General features: G+C 34.3%; 23 protein-coding genes. 11 read left to right on the top strand and 12 right to left on the bottom strand.

Annotated features, from left to right (window positions below; genetic code table 11):
* Positions 1-9: 9 nt before the first annotated feature.
* From E0W69_RS19360 to E0W69_RS19350, 3 genes are read right to left on the bottom strand one after another with little or no spacing between them, the layout of a single operon-like run.
* The gene (locus E0W69_RS19360) at positions 10-1,593 is read right to left on the bottom strand and encodes a glycoside hydrolase family 10 protein (RefSeq protein ID WP_131331703.1); all 1,584 of its coding nucleotides are present in this window, start codon (positions 1,591-1,593) and stop codon (positions 10-12) included.
* Between the two features lie 40 nt (positions 1,594-1,633).
* Positions 1,634-2,116: a MarR family winged helix-turn-helix transcriptional regulator gene (locus tag E0W69_RS19355; RefSeq protein WP_131331702.1), complete on the bottom strand. Its 483-nt coding sequence runs from the start codon at positions 2,114-2,116 to the stop codon at positions 1,634-1,636.
* Between the two features lie 18 nt (positions 2,117-2,134).
* A complete protein-coding gene (locus tag E0W69_RS19350) occupies positions 2,135-3,163 on the bottom strand; it encodes a radical SAM/SPASM domain-containing protein (protein ID WP_131331701.1) in 1,029 nt (342 codons plus the stop codon).
* A gap of 103 nt (positions 3,164-3,266) precedes the next feature.
* Here E0W69_RS19350 and E0W69_RS19345 point away from each other — a divergent pair, with 103 nt between their 5' ends.
* Positions 3,267-4,082 (top strand): glycoside hydrolase family 25 protein, encoded by an 816-nt coding sequence (locus E0W69_RS19345; RefSeq protein ID WP_131331700.1) that lies wholly within the window; start codon positions 3,267-3,269, stop codon positions 4,080-4,082.
* Between the two features lie 23 nt (positions 4,083-4,105).
* On the opposite strand, the gene E0W69_RS19340 is transcribed toward E0W69_RS19345, so the two are convergent.
* Positions 4,106-4,870, bottom strand: a complete 765-nt coding sequence (locus E0W69_RS19340; RefSeq protein WP_131331699.1) for a DUF4290 domain-containing protein — start codon at positions 4,868-4,870, stop codon at positions 4,106-4,108.
* A gap of 196 nt (positions 4,871-5,066) precedes the next feature.
* Between E0W69_RS19340 and E0W69_RS19335 the strand changes: the two genes are divergently transcribed.
* A complete protein-coding gene (locus tag E0W69_RS19335) occupies positions 5,067-6,638 on the top strand; it encodes an SUMF1/EgtB/PvdO family nonheme iron enzyme (protein WP_191967909.1) in 1,572 nt (523 codons plus the stop codon).
* 153 nt (positions 6,639-6,791) lie between these two features.
* Positions 6,792-7,757, top strand: a complete 966-nt coding sequence (locus tag E0W69_RS19330; RefSeq protein ID WP_131331698.1) for a DUF6624 domain-containing protein — start codon at positions 6,792-6,794, stop codon at positions 7,755-7,757.
* Between the two features lie 3 nt (positions 7,758-7,760).
* Here E0W69_RS19330 and E0W69_RS19325 read toward each other — a convergent pair whose 3' ends face one another.
* From E0W69_RS19325 to E0W69_RS19300, 6 genes are all read right to left on the bottom strand, one after another.
* A complete protein-coding gene (locus E0W69_RS19325) occupies positions 7,761-8,966 on the bottom strand; it encodes a PepSY-associated TM helix domain-containing protein (RefSeq protein WP_131331697.1) in 1,206 nt (401 codons plus the stop codon).
* Positions 8,967-9,043: 77 nt separating this feature from the next.
* On the bottom strand, positions 9,044-11,422 hold the full coding sequence (locus tag E0W69_RS19320; RefSeq protein WP_131331696.1) for a TonB-dependent receptor: 2,379 nt from the start codon (positions 11,420-11,422) through the stop codon (positions 9,044-9,046).
* Positions 11,423-11,588: 166 nt separating this feature from the next.
* Positions 11,589-12,797, bottom strand: coding sequence for an inositol-3-phosphate synthase (locus tag E0W69_RS19315; protein WP_131331695.1), 1,209 nt, complete (start codon positions 12,795-12,797; stop codon positions 11,589-11,591).
* 318 nt (positions 12,798-13,115) lie between these two features.
* On the bottom strand, positions 13,116-14,033 hold the full coding sequence (locus E0W69_RS19310) for a phosphatase domain-containing protein (protein ID WP_131331694.1): 918 nt from the start codon (positions 14,031-14,033) through the stop codon (positions 13,116-13,118).
* Positions 14,034-14,051: 18 nt separating this feature from the next.
* Complete coding sequence (locus E0W69_RS19305; protein ID WP_131331693.1) at positions 14,052-15,254, bottom strand: DNA ligase-like domain-containing protein; 1,203 nt, start codon at positions 15,252-15,254, stop codon at positions 14,052-14,054.
* The gene (locus tag E0W69_RS19300; protein ID WP_131331692.1) at positions 15,244-16,557 is read right to left on the bottom strand and encodes a methyltransferase domain-containing protein; all 1,314 of its coding nucleotides are present in this window, start codon (positions 16,555-16,557) and stop codon (positions 15,244-15,246) included. The genes E0W69_RS19305 and E0W69_RS19300 overlap by 11 nt, the downstream gene beginning before the upstream one ends.
* A 115-nt stretch (positions 16,558-16,672) precedes the next feature.
* Here E0W69_RS19300 and E0W69_RS19295 point away from each other — a divergent pair, with 115 nt between their 5' ends.
* On the top strand, positions 16,673-17,005 hold the full coding sequence (locus tag E0W69_RS19295) for a HopJ type III effector protein (protein ID WP_131331691.1): 333 nt from the start codon (positions 16,673-16,675) through the stop codon (positions 17,003-17,005).
* 94 nt (positions 17,006-17,099) lie between these two features.
* Here E0W69_RS19295 and E0W69_RS19290 read toward each other — a convergent pair whose 3' ends face one another.
* Positions 17,100-17,861, bottom strand: coding sequence for a nucleotidyltransferase domain-containing protein (locus E0W69_RS19290; RefSeq protein WP_131331690.1), 762 nt, complete (start codon positions 17,859-17,861; stop codon positions 17,100-17,102).
* Between the two features lie 153 nt (positions 17,862-18,014).
* Complete coding sequence (locus E0W69_RS19285; protein WP_225321328.1) at positions 18,015-19,013, bottom strand: slipin family protein; 999 nt, start codon at positions 19,011-19,013, stop codon at positions 18,015-18,017.
* Between the two features lie 727 nt (positions 19,014-19,740).
* On the opposite strand from E0W69_RS19285, the gene E0W69_RS19280 reads away from it, so the two are divergent.
* From E0W69_RS19280 to E0W69_RS19250, 7 genes are all read left to right on the top strand, one after another.
* A complete protein-coding gene (locus E0W69_RS19280; RefSeq protein ID WP_131331689.1) occupies positions 19,741-20,418 on the top strand; it encodes an NUDIX hydrolase in 678 nt (225 codons plus the stop codon).
* Between the two features lie 150 nt (positions 20,419-20,568).
* Positions 20,569-21,411, top strand: a complete 843-nt coding sequence (gene prs / locus E0W69_RS19275) for a ribose-phosphate diphosphokinase (RefSeq protein ID WP_131331688.1) — start codon at positions 20,569-20,571, stop codon at positions 21,409-21,411.
* Entirely contained in the window at positions 21,392-21,778 is a 387-nt protein-coding gene (locus tag E0W69_RS19270; RefSeq protein ID WP_131331687.1) for a hypothetical protein, read from the top strand. Before prs ends, E0W69_RS19270 begins: the two co-directional genes overlap by 20 nt.
* A 3-nt stretch (positions 21,779-21,781) precedes the next feature.
* The gene (locus E0W69_RS19265) at positions 21,782-23,239 is read left to right on the top strand and encodes a nicotinate phosphoribosyltransferase (protein ID WP_131331686.1); all 1,458 of its coding nucleotides are present in this window, start codon (positions 21,782-21,784) and stop codon (positions 23,237-23,239) included.
* Positions 23,240-23,332: 93 nt separating this feature from the next.
* Positions 23,333-23,881 carry an NADAR family protein gene (locus tag E0W69_RS19260; protein ID WP_131331685.1) on the top strand — a complete coding sequence of 183 codons (549 nt, stop codon included), beginning with the start codon at positions 23,333-23,335 and terminating at the stop codon, positions 23,879-23,881.
* A gap of 72 nt (positions 23,882-23,953) precedes the next feature.
* Positions 23,954-24,961, top strand: a complete 1,008-nt coding sequence (locus E0W69_RS19255) for an SPFH domain-containing protein (protein WP_131331684.1) — start codon at positions 23,954-23,956, stop codon at positions 24,959-24,961.
* 18 nt (positions 24,962-24,979) lie between these two features.
* Complete coding sequence (locus E0W69_RS19250; protein ID WP_131331683.1) at positions 24,980-25,888, top strand: NAD(+)/NADH kinase; 909 nt, start codon at positions 24,980-24,982, stop codon at positions 25,886-25,888.
* Positions 25,889-25,894 lie beyond the last annotated feature (6 nt).

Genomic DNA, 25,894 nt, shown 5'->3' with positions numbered 1-25,894 from the left:
TATCAATATTTATTCAGAGCCCAATTTCACTTTCCAAGTATTACCACTAACACGTGTTACAATAAGCAAATTACTCAAATCACTTTCGTTATTTTCTCTATCTAGCGCCGTCATGCCTATATAAAACTTGCTGCAACCTACCGGAATACTTTCCCATGGAATAAAAACTTTTGCATCCTTCGTTACACTTGGCTGAATAAAATCTGGAGAATTTCCAATATTTGCAGGATTTACGGAAGTATACAGAACATAACTTTTTACGACTTCCTCTTTTGATTGTGCTTCTAACAAAGCATTCACCATCAATCCATTGGATTGATGTTCCACCCAAATTTCTGGTGCTTCTGGTTGATTTTTATCAATCCAATCCATTGGAGGTACGATTGCTGGCTTACGATAATAATGTAATGCCAATGAATCAGCCCAACCATTTGGATTTTTCAAAATATCTTTTGTTGAAAATAAAATTTCGCCTTGAACCTTATTGCCTAAGGCTCTTTCCATTTGAATATGTTTTGGAAACTCTGTCGTACCACGCCACACAGATCTCATGGAAGCTTCATTGGCACGATAAATTCCTTCACCTATATACAATTGTTTGCCATACATATGACTGCTCCACCAATTCAATAAAGTTGCATAGTCCGCTCTTGCATGACCGATTTCCCAATATAATTGTGGTGCGATATAATCGACCCAACCATTTTTTAACCAAAGTAAAATATCCGCATACAATTCGTCATAAGCTTGACTGCCAGAAGTATTACTACCATCAACGTATATGGACGATTTATTTCTATAAATACCAAACGGACTTACTCCAAATTTGACCATTGGATTATCTGCAACGATCGCATTATGAATAGATTCGATCAATGCATTACAATTAGATCGACGCCAATCAGACAATGACATTCCATTTCCATATTTCTTATAAGCATCTTCATCATGAAATGCGCCATGTTCTTGATAAGGATAGAAATAATCGTCCATATGAATTCCGTCTACATCATAGCGATTAACAATATCACGCACTACACCTGTGATATATTTCACCGCCTCAGGCATGCCTGGATTAAAAATCATTTGTTTGCCATAATGCACAAACCAATCTGGATGCAATTTGGTTACGTGATTATCGGCCACAGAAGATCTCGAAACATCCATCACCATTCTATAAGGATTGATCCATGCATGAAATTCCATTCCTTGACGATGCGTTTCTTCGATCATAAATTTTAATGGATCGTAAAATGGAGTCGGCGCTTGTCCTTGTGTTCCAGTAAGATATTCGCTCCAAGGATCATATTCAGATGGATAAAAAGCATCCCCAGCAGGTTTTACTTGCACAAAAACCGCATTCAAACCAATTGCTTTTAAATTAGCAATTATTTGTACAAATTCTGCTCTTTGTTGATCTGGAGTTAGATTTTTTTTACTTGGCCAGTCAATATTTCCAACGGTAGAAACCCAAGCGCCACGCATTTCATATTTGGGTGGCAAGTCGGTCGTATCAAATAGATTTTGTGCTTTTCCTAAAAGAGACGTGGAAAGAAAAATGTATAGTAAAAAGACTATTTTTTTAAAAAACATAATATTTTATTAATCGTTGGATGGTGTTGATAAAACCGAATTAAGCATGTTGTGTTTCTGTTGCTGCAACTTTCGCATCTCCGCGCATTTTATTGAGCAGATTCATTAATTGATTCAATTCCTCTTTATTCAAATGTTCACAATTGGCATCTAATTGATCCATTTTTTGATTGATACGGCAAATCAACTCCTCTCCTTCTTTATCCAAAGAAATATCTACCAATCTTTTATCTGTAGAGCAAACTTGTTTTTTGACTAATTTTTTCAAAATCAATCGATCAACAATACGACTTGCATCACTCATTTTATCAATCAATTCTTGTCTTATTTGCAAAATACTCAATGGCTTTTCGTTCTCTTGCAAAATTTTGAGAATATTGAACTGCTGCAGAGTGATGTCTTCATTAGCAAGAAAACATTTCATCTTGTCGCTCATCCATGCGGATGTCGCCAACAGCGTGACCATCATTTTGTGATAATCATTTCTAAACTCCTTATGTTCTAAACAACTATTAAAACCCATTACATTTTATTTCAAAAATTAATCCTCCCATACGGTTAACCCTTCGCTACAATTGGCACAAATATCAATATTGGATCTGCCTTTGTATAAACCAGATCGGAATCTTTTGTATTCTTTACTATGCCAAGCTTCTCTAAAACTTTGCTCACGCAAATCTCCTAATCGATGATCTGCATCCTTATCAAAACAACATGGCACGACCAATCCATCCCAAGTCACCACATTAGAACTTGTCATCTTCCAACAATGGTTTTTCATGCCACTTTTAACTTGCATATTGCCATTTTTGTCTTTTTTATAGCGGCTATACTTGTCTATTGTTGGGATCAGCTGATTCGGATCATTTTCATAATCGTAAATCTGTGCTGTTTTGAATCGGACTTGGTCTACTCCGATTTCTTTGGCCAATTTTTTTACATCTTCAATCTGATGTTCATTGGGCTTCACTACCAGAAATTGGAAAAATACAAATGGAGTTTTGCTATTTAACTCCTTTTTCCATTTCACTATATTTTTCGCTCCTTGTAATACTTTTTCCAATTTACCACCGACACGATAGGATTGATACACATCTTGTGTGGTACCATCTATGGAAATAATCAATCTATCCAAACCATTTTCTACGGTTTTCTTGGCTTTTTCCTCTGTCAAAAAATGCGCATTGGTTGATGTAGCGGTGTAGATTCCTTTGTCATGCGCATATTTCACCATATCCAAAAATTGTGGATTGAGATACGGCTCACCTTGGAAATAAAATGTGAGATACATCAGCTCTTTAGAGATCTCATCTATTGTTTTTTTGAAGAAATCATCTTTCAACATTCCGATATCTCTAGTAAATGAGCGCAAACCGGAAGGACATTCTGGACATCTCAAATTACAAGAAGTCGTAGGTTCAAAGGATATTGAGACTGGCATACCCCATTGGATCGGTTTTTTCATCAACTTACTCAGTTGATAGCCCGCCATGACCTTAAATGCATTCCAAAGTCTTTTGAAGGTTAATTTCTTTGCTAAATTGATGGTATCATCCCAATTGAAGTACATATAATGACAAAATTAAGGAATATGATTTTCAATGTCGCAACATTGAACAATTATTACCTTTATTATGATTTTTTAAAGACATTTGCAGGCCAGTTTACCGACCATGTCACAACAAAATAATCTCTCCAAAAATAAAGCCATAAGGAAAAAGAAGAAAAACACCAGTAGTCCATTGGTATATTTTCTCGCCCTATTTGGGGTTTTATTTCTTATTTGCCTATTTGGATTGAGGAGTTGCTTACGTTCGAAAAAAAATGATGGCACTTTTGAATCTTACAAAGCATTTGGGATACAATTACCCAAAGGTTATGATATACACGGCATCGATGTGAGTTATTTTCAGGGAAATGTCCCTATGCAAAAATTAAAAACCGCCTCGGATAATGACGCCAATATTTCTTTTGTGTATATCAAAGCGACAGAAGGTATTACACGTCAAGACAAAAGATTTGCCCAAAATTTTGCGAATGCAAAAAATGCGGGTTTGGTGCGTGGCGCGTATCATTATTTTATTTCTTCTCGTAATGGCAAGGATCAAGCGAAAAACTTTATCCAACATGTGCAATTAGAATCTGGTGATTTACCACCTGTCATCGATATCGAGCGCGTACATCATACGACGCCAGCCGAAATGCAAAAAGAAGTAATGGATTGGATCCAAACGGTTCAAGCTCATTATGGAGTTAAGCCGATTATTTACACGTTCGTTTCTTTTTACCGAGATTATTTAGGGAGTAAATTTGATGAATATCCACTTTGGATTGCACATTATCAAAAACATACTTTACCTAAAATCAATCGTAGCTGGCTCATCTGGCAACATGATGAGAAGGGCAAAATAAAAGGACTAAAAGGCAATTATGATTTCAATGTATTTAACGGCGATAGTACCGATTTTGAAAACATCCTTATCCCTTAAGTCCTTAAAAAAAGACGTTTTAATTATTTAAAACGCTTCTTAAAATTATTGTTGGAAGATCCATTACCAAAGCCACCACCAGGTCGATTGTTATTTTTCCTATTATTGTTGTTATTATTGTTGCTTCGATTACTATTGTTATTGGATCTATTATTACTATTATTCTTGTTATTGTTACTGTTATTACCCCTATTCGTAAAGCCACTTCTTTTAGTGCCGTAATTACTTACACGCTCTGGCTCAATAGTCGGTTTAAATTTGAATTTTGGAAGAGAATCCATATTCAATTCACCATTGGAAAGATGATTTAATTCGGCAGTAATTGCTTCATCACTCACAGATTCTTTATGCCAATTACTATAGGCCAATTTGATATAATACGCAATTGTATTAGTCAATGCTTTTTTCTTGTCAAGATCCGTTTCCTCTTTCGCTTTTTGGATTAAAATTTCCAAATTTTTACCCAAATGTGCATATTTCGGCTTATGGTTGGGATAAGGAAGAGGTTCAGGTTTTTCATTATACTCTTCCTTCGTAGGAATAGGATAAGGACTGTCTACGACCAATTTAAAACCGCTCATATAAAAAAGATGATCCCACAACTTGTGGCGAAAATCTTCAACATTTTTCAAATGAGGATTCAAAAACCCCATGAGTTCTATCAATATTTCAGCTTGTTCTTGTCTTTTCTCCTTATCTGTGATAGTAACTAAATAGTCTACCATCTTTTGAATATGGCGACCATATTCCTTCATACTCAGACCTTCACGAGTAGTATTATATTCCATATTAAAATTGTGGCTGCAAAATTAGGTAAAATAAGATTTACGTAAAAATTTATACCAAACTAAGCATCTTACGTTAAAAAAAATGCGTATAAGTTATAAAAGTAAATATATTCGCATAATATTATATTCAAAAATAAAGATACAATATTAAAATCATTCAGACGTTTGAAAGTCTGAGCGAACAACAATTGAAAATATGTTATCAAATTCTTTTAAAAATATTTTTTGGGTAGCTGCTTCAGGAGCGTTTATTTGCAGCATGACTGCTTGTAAAAACAACAAGCTATTTAAAGGAAAAAGTGAACAATCCGAAACCACTGGTTGGAATTATAATGATAAAGACCAAGGTGGTTATTACAAAGCTAAAGCAAATTCTGCACCGAGTGCGCCAGGTTTGGTATTTGTCCAAGGAGGAACGTTTACAATGGGCTCTACCCAACAAGACGTTATGGGAGATTGGAACAATCGTCCGCGTCGTGTAACGGTTAGTTCTTTTTTTATTGATAAATATGAGGTTTCCAATCTAGCTTATCGTGAATATATTCACTGGATGGAAAATGCATTCTCTGGTTCTCCTAACATAATCAACGCGGCAAAACCAGATACGTTGGTCTGGAGAAGCGAATTGGCATATAACGAACCTTATGTCGAATATTATTTCCGTCATCCATCTTATAACAACTATCCAGTTGTAGGTGTAACTTGGAAACAAGCGCATGATTATTGTATCTGGCGCACAGACAGAGTTAATCAAAAAGCCTTGATAGACAAAGGTTACCAAAGTAAAGAAGTTATCAAAACCGAAATGAATGGTGCTGGTAAAGAAACTTTCAATACACAAGCTTATCTAGCAGGCGCATACGCAGGTACGCCATCCACTCCAGGCGGCAAAGGAAAAAGTACACAATTGTTAGATGCTCAAGGAAATCCAAGATCCAATGTTCAATTTGAAGACGGAATTTTAACCGCTGATTACAGACTACCAACAGAAGCAGAGTGGGAATATGCAGCGTTAGGATTAGTAGAAAATAATATCAAACCTAGCGACAACAAAAAAATCAGAGGAGACGAAACTTTGTCTGACAAACAATTATATCCTTGGCAAAATGACGGCTTTGATGGTCTTCGTGTAACTAAAAAAGGTAAAAGACAAGGCGAATTCATGGCCAATTTCAAAAGAGGAAATGGTGATTACATGGGTACCGCTGGAGGATTGAATGATAACGCAGCAACTCCTGGTCCAATTGATGCATTCGCTCCTAATGGTTACGGTTTGTATAATATGGCAGGTAATGTAAGCGAATGGGTGGCAGACGTTTACAGACAAAATACAAGCATGGACGAAAATGACTTGAATCCATATAGAGGTAATGAATTTAAACAACCTGTTATGCAAAATGGACAACCTGTTCGTGATAGCATGGGCAGATTGGAATATACTTTTGAACCTGATTCTATCTCTAATTCAAGAAGAAACTACACGAGCAGCTATGCAGCTAATTATTTAGATGGAGATAGTGCAAGTGGTATCTATTATGGATATGGCGTATCCACTTTGGTAAATGATCACAGTAGAGTGTACAAAGGTGGTAGCTGGAATGATATGCCTTATTGGTTAAGCCCAGGAACAAGAAGATTTTTGGACGAAAATCAAAGTAGTGCGATGATTGGTTTCCGTTGCGCCATGACACATTATGGAGAAGCAAAAGGAGATGGAGGTGCTGGTTCTGGTAATCAATTCACTCCAACAAGAAGAAAAAGAAGATAATTACTTCGCAATATATTTTGAAAAAGGGCATTCAGATTTGAATGCCCTTTTTCATGTGTGTAGGAATTGGATTTATATATTTTTTATCATTTCCTCAGAAACTTACTTTTCAAAAATGTATATTTTTAAAGCAAGAATTTCCTTAATGACGTTATGAAAATATTTATTTACACCTTCTTAGTATTGTTTCTAAACAATGTTCTTTTTAGTCAGCGTAAACATATTGTTGATTTGCTGGCAGATAAATTAAAAATTATTCAAAAAGGAGATAGCTTTTATTTTTTGAATCAACCAATAAACTCAATTAGTGAATACAAAAAAGTCATGAATACTTATTGGGAAGATACCTATTTAAATCAAATACAAAATTATCTTGAAGCAGATAGTTTGCAGACCGCATTCGATTTATTAAAAAATATGGCAGATTCACAATTCTTTTTCAAAGAAGTGATTTTTGAAAATGATTCATATTGGAATAAGATAAAATTGAATAAAGAATATCCACAAATACGTGAAAAAATAAAACAAAATTTCAATATTTTTTGCGAAGCTACCCAAGTCAAATATCCATCAATTATGCGCCAACTATTATGGATGCTTTACGTAGATCAGAAGTATCAATACATTCAATTTTTTAGAAATAAATATTCATTTGCTTATGCTAGTAATTCAAATGCTTCCATCGAAAATTTGAAAAACAACACTTTTGTGGAAAATAAAGACAGTTTAGATAAATATATTTCCCAATATGGCTATTTAGGACCTAAAGAGGTGGGCATTATGGGTGCAGATATTGTATGGGTGATGGTGCAACATGCAGATTTCGATTTTGAATTTCAAAAAAGAATGTGGTCTGCGATGAAAATTGCGTTAAAAAACGATGATTGTAATCCTAGCAATTATGCTTTATTAACTGACCGGATATTAGTACACGAGAACAAAAAGCAGCGTTACGGGACACAATTTCACTACGTAAAAAAGTATCAAAATGGAAAAGTTGTGCAAGTTCATGAATTATGGCCTATTGAAAATACCAAACATCTTGATAGTTTGCGTAAATCGATGCAATTGCCTCCATTGAAAACGTATTTACAACAAATGAAAAACCAGATGGAATAATCGTTATTTTTTCTTTTTGCTTTTCTTTTTCTTTCCCCACCAAACGATAAATCCAGTTATAGGCAAAGAAGCACCAATCAACGAAGAACCAAAAGCAAGAAATTTCCCAGGCAATCCCAATACACTACCCACATGAAGATCATAGTTCAATTTGCGTAATTTTTCGCCAGGGTTTCCTTGCTCGTAAGGCGTACCATAAATACTTGGCTGCACTAATTGTTTAAGATTATTTTGGTCAAAAATATAATTTCGATTATCGTAAAATTTGCCTTTAGATGGATAAAAAGTAATAAAAATGGTTGCTTTGGGATTCGTAGTATCAGCCATTCCAATATAAAAACCTTTTGCATCAGCATTGAGTTTCTTCGTCTTTTCCCAAGCGATATCCATCGCTTTTTCCGGAGTATAAAATTTGCCCAAATCTGCGGAATCAGATTCTAATCTTTTATATTCATCATTTGTTTTTCCACCAGTCGTCAGCCAATAGGTGGATTTACTAAACCAATCAATCCCATACACAATGCCTGTACAAGCGATCACCAATAAAAAACAAAGCGTATAAAAACCCAAAACGTTATGCAAATCGTAGTTGATCCTTTTTACCGTACCATTCCACTTAATTTTAAAACAGCGATCCTTGGTAGATTTGTTCCATTTTTTGGGCCACCACAAAACTAAACCTGTAACTAGTGTAATAATAAATATCAAAATACTGTAGTTAATAATGATTCTACCAGTAGCGCCTTTTCTTACCCACAAAAAACGATGTCCATTTAAAATCCATCTAAAAAAAGGCGTCTCTCCTTTTGTATATTTTTTTTCGGATAAAATTTCGCCAGTGTAAGGGTTTATTTTGACTTCCATATTCCCGATAGTGGAATCTTTGACAATCAAAGATTTATTTGGATTCAAATAAGCCAATATAGACTTACCTTCTCGCATGGAGTAGCTCTGTAATTTATACTCTGAATAATTTTTTCTAATAGCAGTGTTTAATTGAGATGGGGCTAAAACCGATCTATTTTGAGCTTCTATCTTTGCATGAGGATCTAATAGATCTGTAATTTCTTCATTGAAACACCAGATGCAACCCGTAAGACATACGATAATTACAATAATGCCAGTAATCAAGCCAAGCCACAAATGCAGCCAAGCCGATATACGATAAAATAAAGATCGATTATGTTTTTTAACCTGTTTCTTTTGCATATACTAAACGGCTCAAAATTAAAAAGAGGCACCACCTAGACAGGAGATGCCTTTCCATTTTTTGTTTGCTATAATTGTTAAAAATTTACATCCAGGCTTAATCTAAAATTACGACCAGCCTCAGCTTGATAATAATAATATGATCCATAAGATGCACCAGAATATAGATAACGATTCATTAAATTCATCATAGTGGCAGTAATTCTCATTTTGTCATTTTTCCAAAACAAACCACCATCAAACTTGATATAATCTGGCAATGCTAATTGTCCAGATGCACCAGACCAAGACCATGTAGTTCTGTGCCCTTGAAAATTATAAGCTAGATTCAATCCGAAACCCTTCAAAAATCCTTTTTGAAATTCATAACTCCCCCATCCATTAATTACATGTTTGGCATACCCTGGAACTTTATCTCCAATTGTCAATTGTGAAGCTGAACTACTATCCGCCTTTGTTATTTTAGAATCGGTTAGAGCATAGTTAGCCATTACGTTAAATCCTGGCAATACTTCACCATGTATATCAAATTCAATTCCTTGTGTTTTGGTTTGTCCAAATTGAACGACATAAACTTCTGACGGGGTATTCGCAGGATCGTTTGAGGTTTGATTATTTTTCAAAATTCTGTAAATGGAAAAAGTTGATCCCCATTTTCCTTCTGCCCAATCTTTCTTGAAACCGAATTCTAAATTGTTTCCTGTCACAGGTTTTACCGTTTGACCATCTCTTCTTATTCCACTTTGAGGAACATAGGTTTGGTCAAATAATGCATACACACTTGTCCATTTATCCAAACTCGCACTTAAACCAACTCTTGGTGTAAATCTATTGCCAGAAGTAGGCGTACCATAAGAAACTTCTCTATCAGATGTGTATCTACCAGCAAGTGTCACTCGAAATACATTGTCAAAAAAGCCTAGTTCATCTTGTAAATAAAGACCTGAGTATTTTTGGGTAATTGTCCCATAAATTCCTGCCATTTGTTGAATACTTAATGATCGATCAAAAACGGGTAAACCATTTGAAGGAGTAGTATAACTAGGATTATTTGGGTCAAATAAAGCGTTATTAGCGTCTATTTCTTTTGATTGATTCCAAGCTCCATAAAATTCTTTATCACCCAAATCTAAACCAGCCAAAATCCTATGATTTACAGCGCCTGTCTTTACTTCACCATTTAAATACATTTGTCCAAATTTCATGGTATTAATGGCGTCAAACATAGATACCGTTCTTCTAATTCTATCGTCAGAAGTGATAGAATCAAGCCACATAGAGCTACCAACTTGTTTAGTAGTCATATACGATGCTTGAGTCGTCAATTTCCAATTATCATTAAATCTATGAACAAAATTAACCGTAACATTATGCTCGTCAATATTTGTTGGCTCTATTTCAGGATTTGTTTCCGTAAAATCTCTATTATAAACCCCGTACCCCTTTGTTGTGAAAATATAATAGGATCCCAAATTGGACATTTTATCATGTTGATAAATATATTCTAATGTTAAAGTATTTTGATCATCCACATTATATTGAATAACTGGAGCTATCGCAAAACGATTGTTGTATTCATATGGTCGAAAGGAGTTTTTTGTTTGTCCCATTAAGTTGAAACGATATAAAACTTTACCCGCAGAGTCAAAACGTCCATCTAAATCAGCAGTTGCACGATATAAATCATAACTTCCAAACATAATACCTGCGCTCCCTTTTGTGATACCTGTAGGTTTTTTAGTTACTACATTATATAAACCACTAGGTTCTCCATTAGACATCATAAAACCTGCAGGACCTCTTACTACTTCGATTCTGTCTACAAAGCTCATATCCTCTGTTAATGGACCCCAGTTAGACGTTACATTCATTCCATTACGAAATGCAGCAGCACGAGATCCTCTCATATTTACTCTGGCATAGACATCACCCCAATGCTCTAATCTTGTAGCACCTGGAATATCTTTTAATAAACCATCACTTACGCTCGTTACTTGTTGTGCAATCATCGTATTGGCACCTATTACTTGAATAACTTGCGGCACTTGTAATAATGGTTCATTTAAACGAAGTGTACTAGATGGCCGATTTTTACCAAAACGTGTTGAGCTTACTATTACCTCATCCAATTGTGCTAATGAAATTCCCAATTTAAATTCCGTTGTTATTTTATTTCCACCATTTATGTCAATTGTTTTAGTAATGTCAATTGAGCCAGGTGCACTGATAATAATATTATAACGACCATCTGCAAGACCATCGATAGTAAAATGACCTTTTTCGTTCGTTATTTTTTCTATTTCTGTACCATCAATGGTAACTTTTACATCTTGCGCATTTTTACCATCGGAAGTGCGAACCACACCTTCAATCGTATTTTTTCCTGTCTGTGCGAAAGCAAAATTTAATCCTATTAGAAAACTAAAAATTAGAAGTAAAGTGAATTGTCTTTTCATTATTTGTTAAGAATATTTTAATGAATCGCAAAAGAAAACATTATAGTTCGACACCTATTTACGAAATGCGGAAAAACATATAAGAAAAGACACTCACATGACAATCGTATAAAAAACAGAAAAGCTCCTCCGAAGAGAAGCTTTTTAAAATATTTACCTAAAAAGATTAAGCTACAGGCTCTTTCTTTTTTAATTGTTTTGATGTCGTTGCCGTCAACTCACGTTTTGCCAAAGCATGACATTCTTCAATTGCATGACTGAACATCATTTGTTCTGGTGGCGTTTTTTGCGTAGCTGCTGATGGACCTCTCAATGCACCAACCAGTCCCATCTCTCTCGCAACATATACGTAACGAATCGCATCAATCACCACTCCCGCAGAGTTAGGAGAATCTTGTACAGAAAGTTGTGCATCTAAAATTACTGGAGCGCCCATGAAACCTTCTAATTCCAAACGGAAATTAGCTACTTTATTATCACCGTAGAAAGCTATATATTCTGAAGGCCCCGCATGTAAGAAACTATCTTCTGTAGAGATACCTCTGATATCATTTTGTGCACGGATAACATTTTCTTTCGAAATTTTCTTGGATTTTAAACGATTTTTATCTTCCATATTCAAAAAGTCTGTGTTACCACCAACATTCCTTTGGATATGTGCTTTTACATGATGACCACGTTCGAATGCTAATTCTTGCAACATTTGAGATAAGATACTCGCACCAAATTGGCTTCTCATATCATCGCCTATCAAAGGAATACCTGCATTGATAAATTTTGCTTCCCATACTGGATCAGACGCAATAAATACCGGAATACAGTTTACAAACGAAATGCCTAACTCGATACAAATCTCTGCCCAGAATTCAGTTGCTTTTTGAGAACCAACAGGTAGATAGTTAATCAAAACTTCTACATCATGTTTTTTCAATTTTTCAATGATATCAGTTCGATGTTCATCGACCAAATTTTGGTTAAATTTTGCATCTTTATCCAAAGTATCTGTATTAATCAAATCTTTTTGAATCACAAATCTTTGATCCTCTGGATAAGCCATCATCAAAGGAGAAACACCATCCAAAACAGGCGCTGGATATACAGGAGCCTCTGTAGAAATATCATCATTTAAGATAATCGTACAGTTAGGTTTTGCAAACATTGCTTCTTTAAATGTTTTACCTATTTTTCTTGCATCAATATCAAATCCGCATTCAAATTCAATGTTTTCTGCAGTAAATCCACCGATATTATCGGCCATCAAACCAGATTTTTTTTCTGGATGTTTGGTATAGTATTCCACACCTTGTATCAAAGAACTCGCACAATTACCCAATCCCACAATCGCTACTTTGATCTTTGTATTCTTGTGATTCATCTATTTCTTAAATTTAAAATAATTTGAAATTCGACGCCAAATATAGTTAACAAAGAAATAATATGTACACTCTGATAAGAAATACATTATTTATTGATATGAACACAAACTCGCTTTTAAATATAAAAATTATATTTTCAAACTATTAATCAATTGTTTAAAGGGAGATTTAGACAAAATTGAAACAATCGCGGCAATTTAAAAATTTAAAATAATCAAATGAAAATAGAACGTTTTAACATTTAGTTAACATAATGATTTATCATTTTGCTATTTTCTAAATATCCGCAAGCACTTAATTGAATTTGAACCCTCGTCTTAAAATGCGCCGTAAAAAACTTGAAAGCAAGGTAACTTTAAATCATTGCGCCACATTTCTACCACTTGGTCACGATCATCCAAAACGAGCGAAACGTAATATTTATCTTGAATTTCGGTTTCGAAAATGCGCTTTTTGATAATACTATCTTTTTGGTAATTGCCTTCGGGTCGCATCCACAATCCATCGTAAAGGATCTGGTATTTTTTTAAAAAATTCTCTGTTTGTGGCTTGTATTTATCTTCTCTGCCCGACACTAGCAAAATTTTAAATCCATCTTTTACGTAAGCATTCAAACTCACTGCTACTGCTTCATTTAGTCTATCTTGCTCACAATTGCTTGCGTCAAAAGGATTTCTATCGTCCATCAAAGCAAGCGTTCCATCCAAATCACAAATGATGGCCTTTGGCAAAGATGCATCTTGAAGACGTATTTCATTGATGAATTTTGCACGAGGACGCGTTGAAAAATCAAATTCCTTTTTCAATTCTTCCAATGCATTTACATGATGATTGATGGCTTTTTCTGGAATAAATTTACCCGTTTCTTTTTCTCTTTGCGTACAGCGTAAAGCCAACTCTTTTTTGTCCGTTTCAAATAATTTGAAAGATATATCCGCCAAATGTCCAAATCTATGAATGTATTGATTCAAAAAATCTGCTTTTGTATGTGTGGCATCAGTGATTACATTTACTTTTTTTGTTAGCAATTGCTCGGTAGATGCATAAATCATATCGGTAATCAATCCTTCCATTTCATCAGAAAGAAAGGATTGTGAAAATTGCATTAAACGCATATCATCTCTACAAACCCTTACCCAATTGAGATTGGTGCGGATATGATATTTCGCAAAAGTGGATTTTCCACTCCCAGGTGCACCGATTAATATTAATAGTTGTGGATTTTTGTTTCTCATTTTAAATACATTTTTCTATTATAAAGTTGGGTCTAATGCGCTTTCTGTTTCTTCTTCTAAAATCCGATCTAACATTAGATTTTTATAATAATAATTCTCTTTTTGAATGTCATTGTGTGGCACTGATAACAATTTATAGTTGATAGCCCAATCATTTTTTGAGCAGGCCAATTTGCCTTTAATATTTCGTTTGTTGATTTGCTTGGATAAATTATCCATGAAATCAATACCATAAATCATAGTCAAATAGTTGTTGTTCCTCACTTTCAAGGCTGGAGGTAAGTTTGCAACGAATGCTTTCAAAGGTTTGATAACAATACCTTCTTCCATATGGTCCGTTAAAGTTTCAAACCAAGTGTATAACTCATTTGCAATCCTTTCCAATGATTCCATAGAATCTATATGAAACGCTTTCATCTCATCGGCATTCACCAATTTATAGGTCGAGTTATCATTTGGAATTTCTTCATGTCCATCTGCAAACACTTTTTTCAAAATATTAAAAGGTTTGAAATAAATGTAATCTTCTTTAGCAAAATGATTCACCTGCTTTCCAAAAACTTCCACGCCTTTTTCATAATTGGAGAGATTCAATGCCTGAAAGCTTTCTAACGCACTATACTGACGGATGACATGTGCTGGATATTTTTTCTTTAAAGCGCCGTTACTCATTTCGGACTTGTCCGTTAAATAATTTTGAAAAGGAATATCCATTTTTACTTGTTGGATTTTTTCATACAAGCCAGACGTTTTTAGATAGTTCAATCTGGTCTCATGCGCTTCAAAATATCCTTCGTACTCCGCTTCGATCAACCCTTTTCCTAAAATATTCCAAGGCATTAATTCCGCTTGAATAATTACTACATCTAAATCATTCCAATCAAAACGATTGTGCAATTCTTCGCAAGCCATTTTGGCTTCCGTAAGATTGATATGCTCAATTTTGTAGCCATTTCTACTTACAAAATAGGTATCATCCAACTCCTTATGTAAATAAATATCACAGTAAGAACCCATATATTTTTTCTGTACGACAATGTCTTGAACACCTCTTTCATAGAAATATCGCAAACCTCCAAAAATGCTTTCTATTTCTCCTCTAGCGACAGACTTTGGCGCAGGTGAAATCGTTGGTGAAAAGGCATTTATTTTATGCTCACACATCCAGTTGATACGTGCTTTTATTTTTCTTAGTTCTACCGATTTATCTTTAGTTCTCATGGTTTTTATTTTTTTCAATAACTACAATTTGTGTTGGTTTCAATCCATTCAATTCGTCCCCAACTTGATCAAAACGTATATCCAAATCCAATCTAAAAGCCGTGCATGACGCTATAAAATCTTTAAATTCTGTTTGTGTAAATTCAAAATGGTGATCTGAATGTCTAAATCCATTGTCAAAATAAAATTGATTAAAATCTGCATTAGGCGTAGAGATAACAATTTTTTCAAAATTAAAAGTCAATGCTTTTTTGACTAATGCCAGCGCATCTTCTGGCGTATTATGCTCGATCACTTCGCTGATAATAATATTTAATTTTTTGTCTTTGGGTACCTTTGTTAAATCTGTTGAGAATTTTAAATTATCCGCATCCAAACGATCCATAATATTTTGCCCTAATCTTTCTAAATGAATTTCTTTATCCACTGCAAAATATTCTTGCTCCAAACCTCTATTCATCAATCTTTTATAATAAGCAAATTCACCACAACCAATATCCAAAACTGGTAAATCGATTCCAATTGCTTCTGTAATAAAACCGATTCTTGATAGTTGCGTGTCTTCATTTGTAAGGTTCGCAACAATGCCATATTTTGCCAAATAGTTTTCCAATAAAGGTTTCACCATTTCAAACTGTGTTTTATTTTTTACCGCTCTTTTGATAAATAAATACAAAACGAAATAAGGTACACCTTCAATATTCGTCAAAACCCGCACATATTTACTTGCAAAAGAATCGTCAATATAAGTGAACAAACCTTTTTCATTGGTTAACTGAGCAAATAACGCTACTAAATTCAACATATTCACCGCTTGAAAAACGGTTTTCCCTTCAATCGCTAATTCGAAGTTGTTACCTACTTTATTTCTTACTTTTATTTCTTTAAAATATTTAGACAATAAAAATGCACCATCACGATACCATGAGGAATATATGTAAAAATTTGGTACGGTAATTTTACAGGTAGACGGATCCACTTCGCCACGAGTTTTGCCCAACCATTTCAATTCTTGCGCTAAATATTCCGACGATTCTTTTAATATATGTCCTAAAAAATCTGTACTTAAATGCAATACAATTAATGGATTGCAAAGACTCTGATAATCTAATTGATTACCAATTTCCTCTGTATAACTATGTCCGCCATCCTGAAAATAAATGTCATATTGATGTACTGAAACTGCATTACCAATCGCTACGCCGTCCTTTAATGGTTTGAGATACAGTCCATTATCTGTCTCTGGATTTTTATTAATAATATCCAACAAGTGTGGATTTTCACTGTAAATATGTAAAATCATGGCTTTTTGTTTTTGACCATACAAAGATTTAAACTATACTACGCACTGGAATTGCGTAGTTGAAAATTTATTCCGTAAATAAAATTATAATTAATTTTAGCGGAAATTTTAAAACATGTTATTAGAACAAATCAAGCAAAATAAAGATACAATTGATTTTAAAGAAGTGATTGCCTTCATCGATGAAAATTATGCTTTCACGCCCACAAAATTCACGAATGGAAATACAATAAACGAAGCTAATCAAAACAATGGTTCCTGTAAAATATTTGCATTTGCTAAGTTAAATAAGCTGTCGAAGGACGAAACCTTAGCCTTGTTTGGTGATTTTTATAGAAAAGATGTTTTGGAAAATCCAGAAGGAGAAGACCATCAAAATATTAGAAATTTTATAGTATTTGGATGGAATGGAATCGAATTTGAGGGTGTAGCATTAAAAAGTAAATAGCACAATTTTATTGAAATTTTAGTGACAACATTAGAAAAAGAACGAAAAGAAATCATACAAAAATATGATTTCTTTTAGTTGAAGAATACGGATACTAACTTAAATAAATTCTTTCTTTCACTGCGTAATTATAGTCCTTTAAAACTATTTCCAGTTTTGTATTAGGTCCAAATTTAGAAATATTTAGATTCTGTAATTTTAGCAAATAACCTTTCAAAATCACCAATATTGGCGCACGCAGTTCCTCCTCTATAGGCTCTTTTTCGTTACTATTACGTTTTTGATCGATACTATTTTCTAGTAAGTCTGTTAGTTCATTATTTTTACCGAGTTGGTTGCGCAATTTTAATATATCCAATTCAGGCATTATATTTTGAGCAGCTAAATCTGCTGACAACAAACCTCTTATTGCATAAAAAACGACTTTATAGTATGCTTTTTTACCAGTCTCAAAAAGAGCAATATTTCCTTTTGCCAATGACAAATAGTGAAAATATAATGCAGACATATCAATATTCTTCAATACTTCAGCACGGAAATTTTCCCAATTCGGTAATTCATTAAAATAGACGAGATCACTTCGTAACCACTCCAAAAGATTGGGATTGCTCTTTAATATCAGTTGGCAAAATTTATCCAAACTAAAAGATTCAAAATCAAATAATCCATTCATTTTTGATAAGCTATCTGGTTCCTTTTTAAATCCGAAATATTGCTCTTTAGACTGTAAGTGAATACCGCGTACATCGTAGTCACTATCCGGACTCGCAATTCCCCAAAGCCGACTTCCACTTTCACAATAAAATAGTGGTATCTCATGCTTGGCTTTATATAATTCTAATATTTTATTTTTCATTTGAAACAATATTAAAGTTTGAATAAACTATAATTTCTATAGTTTATTCAAATGTTATTTCACAAATATTTCCTTCAATTGATTCACAATATTGCTATTACCAGACAAAGTGATGGCGCCGATTTTATCTGCAATTCTTTCCATGTACTCCATCTATTTCAATTTCCAAAGGACTTCATTTTCTTCCATCATTTTGGCGGTATTCAACATGCTACGTGTAGCAGCGGTTTCTTCCCGACGCATGATGCTATTGGCTTGTGCTTTTTTCTCGGCGATCAATACTTGGTTCATAATGTCTTTCATCTCGCCCGTCAATATCACATCACGGATGCCTGCATCTGCCACATTCAAACCCAAGGCTTCCGCTTTTTCGCCCAAGTTGGTCAAAATCTCCACACCTACATTGTCTTTTTTCGCTAACAATTCGTCTAAAGTCAAAGCGCCCACAAATTCACGCAAAGCCAATTGCATCAATATATAGAGTTGTTTTTCAAATTCTTTATTGTCCAATATCGCTTTTAAAATATCTATCACTATGTAACGAACATAAAAATTGATACGCAAATTTGCTTTGTCTTTAGTCAACAATTCTTGGCCAGAAATTTCCATTTGTTGCATACGTGTTTCCACGGATTTTACTTCAATAGATATTTCATTATTCCAAAAGTAATAAGCACCAGATTCTAACACTTTGGTAAATTTTCCATCGATAAACAACAATGCTTTTTGCTGATTGGCAACTACACATTTACGTACATAGTTTTTCAACAAGGGATTTTCCAATATCGTTTTGTTCACGTTTTCCGTGATCTCTACTTTCGTTAGATCGATTCTTTCTAAACGACGCGTACCATATTCTTTCCAAAATGCATATTGTCCCGCAGTCAAAACATTGGTAAACAAACCGTTTTCGTACACCAATACAATCTCTCCATCAACCACTTCAACCACATCCAAAAGAGCTGACAATTCATTGTTTCTCAACAATAATTGCAAATCTATAGTGCTTTTAAAAGAGTCTTTTAATGCATGAATTTCCACATTTTTATTACCGAAAATCCAATATTTTCCTTCTTTCAAAAGATTAATTAAGTTTCCATTTTCGAAAACCAAACCGATTTGATATGCTGCGATAGTTATTCTTTTCATCATATTTATATTTTAAATTTTATAGTTTACTTTTTTAAAAAGTGTCCACGTGCCATTTGCCTTCGGGCGAAAACGGAAATCTGTGTTGGTAAGTAAGATCTACTTTTTGAGTTATAGTAAGAATGCATTTTGAATAGTAGAAACAAATGGTTTGAATACTTGTGAATCATAATTATAGTCTACACTATATTTCTTATCCAATAATATTCGCACCAAGAGTGACAGAATTCAAATAGTACATCCAACCCTACAACTTGCCAAGTTGCATTTACTTACAAAGAACTTATTTGCTGGTTTTACCAGAATGTTGACTTAACAACTGGCAAATAGCACTAGAACACTCACCTAGAAGGCATTTTTTAAGAGTTGCCTGAACTCGAGTGGATTGTCGCCAACCCTATTTGCTACAACCCTATTGTAGTGCACTACCATTATGCTACATCAACCTTCATTGATGGTGGGAATCGAACCCACATAAAAGGATAGTTTAGGTCACTATCAAAACCATCAACAACGACTGCACAGTGCCACATTATGTTTCCTCAACAAAGTGTACCGCAACGGTGCTATCTAGAAACACTCATCTTGGTTCATTTTCGATAATGCAAAGATCATTGTAGTATTGCGCATTCTATTTGCGTAGTAAAAAAATTTTATTTTTTTATAAATCGTCATTTAGTCACCTTTTGATAATAATTACTGTTATTTTTGCGTATACAAAACACAAAAAATGCAAAAGATAAAGGTTTCTGTTGATGGTGTTGTATTTGGATACTTTGAGAAAAGTGCTTTACATATATTATTAATTCAAAGAAATATTGAACCATTCAAAGGGAAATGGGCACTTCCTGGAGGCTTGGTGCACGACGATGAGGATTTGGATGCGGCAGTTTTGCGTGAGTTGCAGGAAGAAGCTGGAATACGCCCAGATTTTTTGGAGCAACTATATACTTTTGGAAAAGTAGACCGCGATCCGAGAAACCGGGTCATTTCGGTCGTTTATTTTGGTTTAGTCAATCCATCTTATCACAAGCTACACGCCGATACTGACGCTGCTGACGCGAGATGGTTTAGTATAGATCAATTACCCGAATTGGCATTTGACCATGAAGCTATTTTCGAAAAAGCATTATCACGACTTCGCACCAAAATTCAATATGAACCGATTGGATTTAATTTATTGAATACTGAATTTCCATTTTCTGATTTGGAAGATTTGTACCAAACGATTATCGGAGAATCCATCGATCGTAGGAATTTCCGTAAAAAAATAATGAGTTATGGTTTGTTGGATGAAACCAATAAAATACGCAAAGAAGGAAGTGGTCGTCCTGGGAAATTATTCAAATTCAACAAAGAGAAATACCAATCATTAGCCGAAAAAGGATTTTATTTTGAAATTAAATAATTGATTTTAAACATATTATATTTTATTGAGTAATTTTTACACAAATTAATTTGCACTTTAATTAAATAGTATATATATTTGTGTAATAATTACGCATATAAAACAAATAATAACCTTAATTGGTTTATATAACCATATAATAGTACAATTATGAAAAACCAAATTATCAATTTAGACCAAAATTTTAAACCTATTGATGGTGACGAAATCCAGTTCGAAAGCTTTACTTTCTCTGCAGGCGAGCCACATATAAAAATAAAATCAGATATAGTTGGTCCCGTTATTATCACACATAGACTAAATTCTTTTAATGATCTTGGCTTGCTTTGCATCGCAGTTGATGCGCTCAAAAGAATGCATGCTGAGCTTGAAGAATTAATCATTCCATATTTCCCTTCTGCTCGCCAAGATCGAGTGATGATAAAAGGAGAGCCTCTATCTGTTAAAGTATATGCGGATATCATTAATCAATTGGGTTTCAAGACGGTTCGTATATTGGATGCGCATTCCGAAGTGACTCCAGCGCTTTTGAATAATTGCACTGCCGTAACCAATCACTTATTCATTCAATCCGTTGTAGGAAAAATAGGTACGGATTTAAAACTCATCTCTCCAGATGGTGGGGCTTTAAAAAAAATCTACAAAGTATCTGAGTTTTTAGGAGGTATTGAAGTTGTAGAATGTAGTAAAAGTAGAGATGTAAAGACTGGAAAATTAGCAGGATTTAAAGTATATACAGATGATTTGAATAATCAAGATTGTTTAATAGTTGATGATATCTGTGATGGCGGTGGCACATTTATTGGGTTAGCAGAAGTATTGAAAAAGAAAAATGCCGGCAAACTTTATCTTGCTGTGACGCATGGCATATTCAGCAAAGGTTTCGATAATCTTGATAGTTGTTTTGAACATATTTTTACAACTAACTCTTTTAAAGATTTAACACACGAAAATCTAACTCAAATCAAACTAAATGACAGACTTTTATCTTGATATAGACAATTCTAAAAATCGACTCTTATCGGAATACAAGGAATATGGATCGATCACAATAGCCTACGATTTTGACGATACGGTGTATGATTTCCATAAAAAAGGAAGACAATATGAAAATGTCATTTCTTTACTCCGTTCATTACACTCCAAAAATTGTTATTTGATATGCTGGACGGGACAGGAGGATTTATCATTTGTTTACAATTACTTAAAAGACAATACTATTCCTTTTGACAGTATTAATGAAAATCCTCCATTTTACAAATCCACTAGTAAAAAAATATATGCCAATGCATACATGGATGATCGGGCTGGATTGAAACAAGTGTACGACGAATTAAACAATCTTATAAAAAACATATAAACTATGAATCCACTATTATTAACAGACGGTTACAAACTAGATCATCGCAGACAATATCCAGAAGGCACAAGCTTAGTGTATTCTAATTGGACACCGAGGAAGAGCAGGATTGAAGGTATTGATAAAGTTGTACTATTCGGTTTGCAATATTTTATCAAAAAATATATACTAGAAGATTTTGAAAACTATTTTTTCAAACAACCTAAAGAAAAAGTAGTTGCAGAATATCGCCGCCGTGTAAATAACTATTTGGGAGAAAATCAAGTCGGCACGAAGCATATTGAAGATCTACATGATCTCGGCTATATCCCAATGGTTATAAAAGCTTTGCCAGAAGGATCAAGTGTACCTGTTAGAGTTCCAATGTTCACTATGTACAACACGATTCCTGAGTTTTTCTGGTTGACTAATTATTTTGAGACCTTAGTTTCTGCCGCTATTTGGATGCCTTGTACATCTGCAACTATAGCGAAACAATACAGAAAGATTTTGGACAAATATGCAGAGCAAACGTCTTCAGTACCTGCAATGGTAGAATGGCAAGGACATGACTTCTCTATGCGAGGCATGGCAGGTATTGAAGCGGCAGTGAGTTCTTCTGCGGGACATTTGCTAAGTTTTACAGGTACAGATACTATACCAGCAATAGACTTTTTGGAAAAATACTATAATGCTGATTCAGATAAGGAACTTATTGGTGGTTCTGTTTCTGCAACGGAACATTCTGTGATGTGTATGGGAACCATAGAGGACGAACTCGGTACGTTTCGTAGATTGGTTTGTGATGTTTATCCTAAAGGGATTGTTTCTATCGTTTCTGATACATGGGATTTGTGGAAAGTATTGACGGAATATCTTCCAAAATTGAAATCGGAAATTATTTCCAGAGAAGGAAAAGTGGTAGTTCGTCCTGATAGTGGCGATCCTGTAGATATTATTTGTGGTAATCTTAATGGAAAATCTGAGGTAGAACGCAAAGGTGTCATCGAATTACTTTGGGATACTTTTGGTGGCAGTACAAATGATAAAGGATACAAAGAACTGATTCCTCAAATCGGTGCTATCTACGGAGACAGTATAACTATTGATCGTGCAACACAAATATGTGAAAGATTAAAGACAAAAGGATTTGCATCAACCAATATAGTCTTGGGAATTGGCTCTTTCACTTACCAATACAATACAAGAGACACTTTTGGATTCGCCATGAAAGCTACTTATGGAGAAGTCAATGGAATTGGAAGAGAAATATTTAAAGACCCAATTACGGACGATGGAACAAAAAAATCGGCGAAAGGTCTAATGAAAATAGTTGAAAAAGATGGAAACTATACATTAAAAGATCAGGTAGGTTGGGAAGAAGAAAAAACAGGCGCATTACGTGAAGTATTCAAGGACGGACAGTTAATTATTGATCAATCTCTTCAAGAAATAAGAGAAAAAGTCAAGTCAAACAACTGATTTTCAATTTATTAAAATATTTATGTAAAAAATACGCAAATAAATTTGCGTATTTTATTTACAACAATTAGCTTTGTGTAAAATAAACGCAAAATGAAGAACAATTTAGATAATTTAAAAACAGCATTTGAACAGAAAAAGAATTTAGAGTTCTTGTTTTTTTGGGGACATCAGATTCCTTCAGATGGTTCTATCACCAAGAGTTGTTTTAGTCAATGGTATCCCGCAACCTTCATCGAAAACGATATTCAGTTTGCCAATACCGAGCAATATATGATGGCTAAAAAAGCAGAATTGTTTGGCGATTTGGAAACTCAAAAAAGGATATTGGCAGCGCATTCACCAAAAGAGATGAAAGCATTGGGACGATTAGTGAAAAATTTTGATGCCGACTTATGGAATAATCATAAATACGATATTGTAAAACAAGGCAATTTTTTAATATTTTCTCAAAACAAAGAAATGGGCGATTTTCTACTCAATACGAATCAAAAAGTAATTGTAGAAGCGAGTCCTTATGATAGGATTTGGGGAATCGGCATGCTGGAATCTCATCCTCATAGCAAAAATCCAACATTATGGAATGGTGAAAATCTATTGGGATTTGCTTTAATGGAAGTTAGGGCATTATTGAAAATGTAGAAATTCCATTTTTTTGCCCAATTCATATTTGCGTACATTTGACACATTTATAAACGATTAAAAATAATTATCATGTTCGGTTTTAAACATATTCAATTTGATGCAATGAGCTATGTACTTCATTACAAAAATGGAGTGATTGCCAAAGAAGGTCGTGGTCTTTCGTTTTTCTATTTTGCACCCAGCAGTTCTATCGTGGCGATTCCTTTGGGTAGCAATGATTTACCATTTATTTTCCATGAAAATACGGCGGATTATCAATCTGTAACTATTCAAGGACAAGTAAGTTATAAAATTACAGAACCCAAAGCATTGGCCAATAGTTTGGATTTCACGGTGACGGCAAATGGTTTGTACAAAAAAAATGAAACGGAAAAGTTGAATCAACGCATCATTAACTTGGCGCAAACATCCACATCTGCATTTATTCATCAGTTAAATTTGAAAGATGCCATTCGCTCTGCCAAACAAATTGAAAAAAACATAGAAGAAGGCTTGCGAAACTCTGAAACTATAAAATTGATGGGAATAGAAATACTCGGCGTAAGTATTATGGCAGTACAAGCAACACCTGAAATGGCGAGAGCATTGGAGACAGAAACGCGTGAACGATTGCAACAGCAGGCAGATGAAGCCGTTTACGAACGCAGAAATTTCGCCGTGGAACAAGAACGGAAAATAAAAGAATCTGAATTGAATACGGAGATTGCTGTAGAAGAAAAACAAAAGCAAATTGCAGAAAAGAAAATGGAAACAGAAGTGCAACAAGCCGAAAACAGTAAGACCTTGCGAGAAATGAAGATCACTGCGGATATAGCGATCGAAACCCAACGTCAGCAATTGATTGAGCAAAAAACGGATAATGATCGGAAAGAAGCAGACACACAAAGTTATGTGCTAGAAGCATCTCTTAAACCATACAAACAAATGGATTGGAAAATCCTAAGCGCGCTGAACAGTAAACAAGATGCTCGTGGAAATATTGCTTTGGCATTTCGCGAATTAGCCGAAAATGCTCAAAAAATTGGAAATCTTAATATCAGCCCCAATTTATTGCAAACTATATTAACGGGAAAATAAAGTAAAAAATTAATCGTCATGAAATTTGAATATGCCATAATTGTTAAAAATAAAACTCGTATGGAATCCTTAATAGAGCGTTTCAATACGAAAGAACAAGCGCGATTTTTTATAGAAAGATCAGGTGGCGATTTTGCGGATTATGAGTTAGAACATGAACAGTTTTATAGTGCATTTAATGATGTACAACAACGATTATCTCCCATCATTAAAAACAAAGTAGTAGAACGTAGTTTTATTCCATCTTATCTTTTTGCAGAAAGCAACTTGATTATAGTTATTGGACAAGACGGGCTTGTTGCAAATGTGGCGAAGTATTCAAAAGAATTGCCGATTATTGCCATCAATCCAGATCCAGAGCGTTACGATGGCATATTATTGCCCTATAATTCCAGTAATTTTATAGAAGCAGTAAAAAAAGTTATTGCACAAAATTATCATACCAAGCAGATGCATTTTGCAGAAGTTAAGTTGAATGATGGACAATCATTATTGGCAGTCAACGACTTATTCATCGGAATTTCGTCGCATACTTCAGCAAGGTATAAAATTAAGATAAACGGAAAAGAAGAAAATCATTCGTCAAGTGGTATAATAGTTGCGACCAAAACCGGAAGCTCAGGTTGGTTGAGCTCGATGTTTAATATGGCATACGGATTGACACATATAACAGATATACATTATCCCAAATTGAAGGAAGTAGATTTGTATTTTGCTGTTAGAGAACCGTTTAAAAGCCATGCAACACAAACAGATATTTGCAGTGGAAAAATCAGTAATGGAAATCAGCTAGTCATTGAATCTATGATGCCAACGAACGGATTCATATTCAGTGACGGAATCGAACAAGATTTTTTACAATTCAATAGTGGTGCGATTGCTACTATTCAACTATCAAAACAATTGGCCAATTTGGTCATCAATTAACTAACT

Source organism: Rhizosphaericola mali (assembly GCF_004337365.2).
GTDB classification, from domain to species: domain Bacteria; phylum Bacteroidota; class Bacteroidia; order Chitinophagales; family Chitinophagaceae; genus Rhizosphaericola; species Rhizosphaericola mali.
The sequence above is the reverse complement of the archived record's forward strand: the minus strand, read 5'-3'. Positions and strand labels throughout refer to the sequence as shown.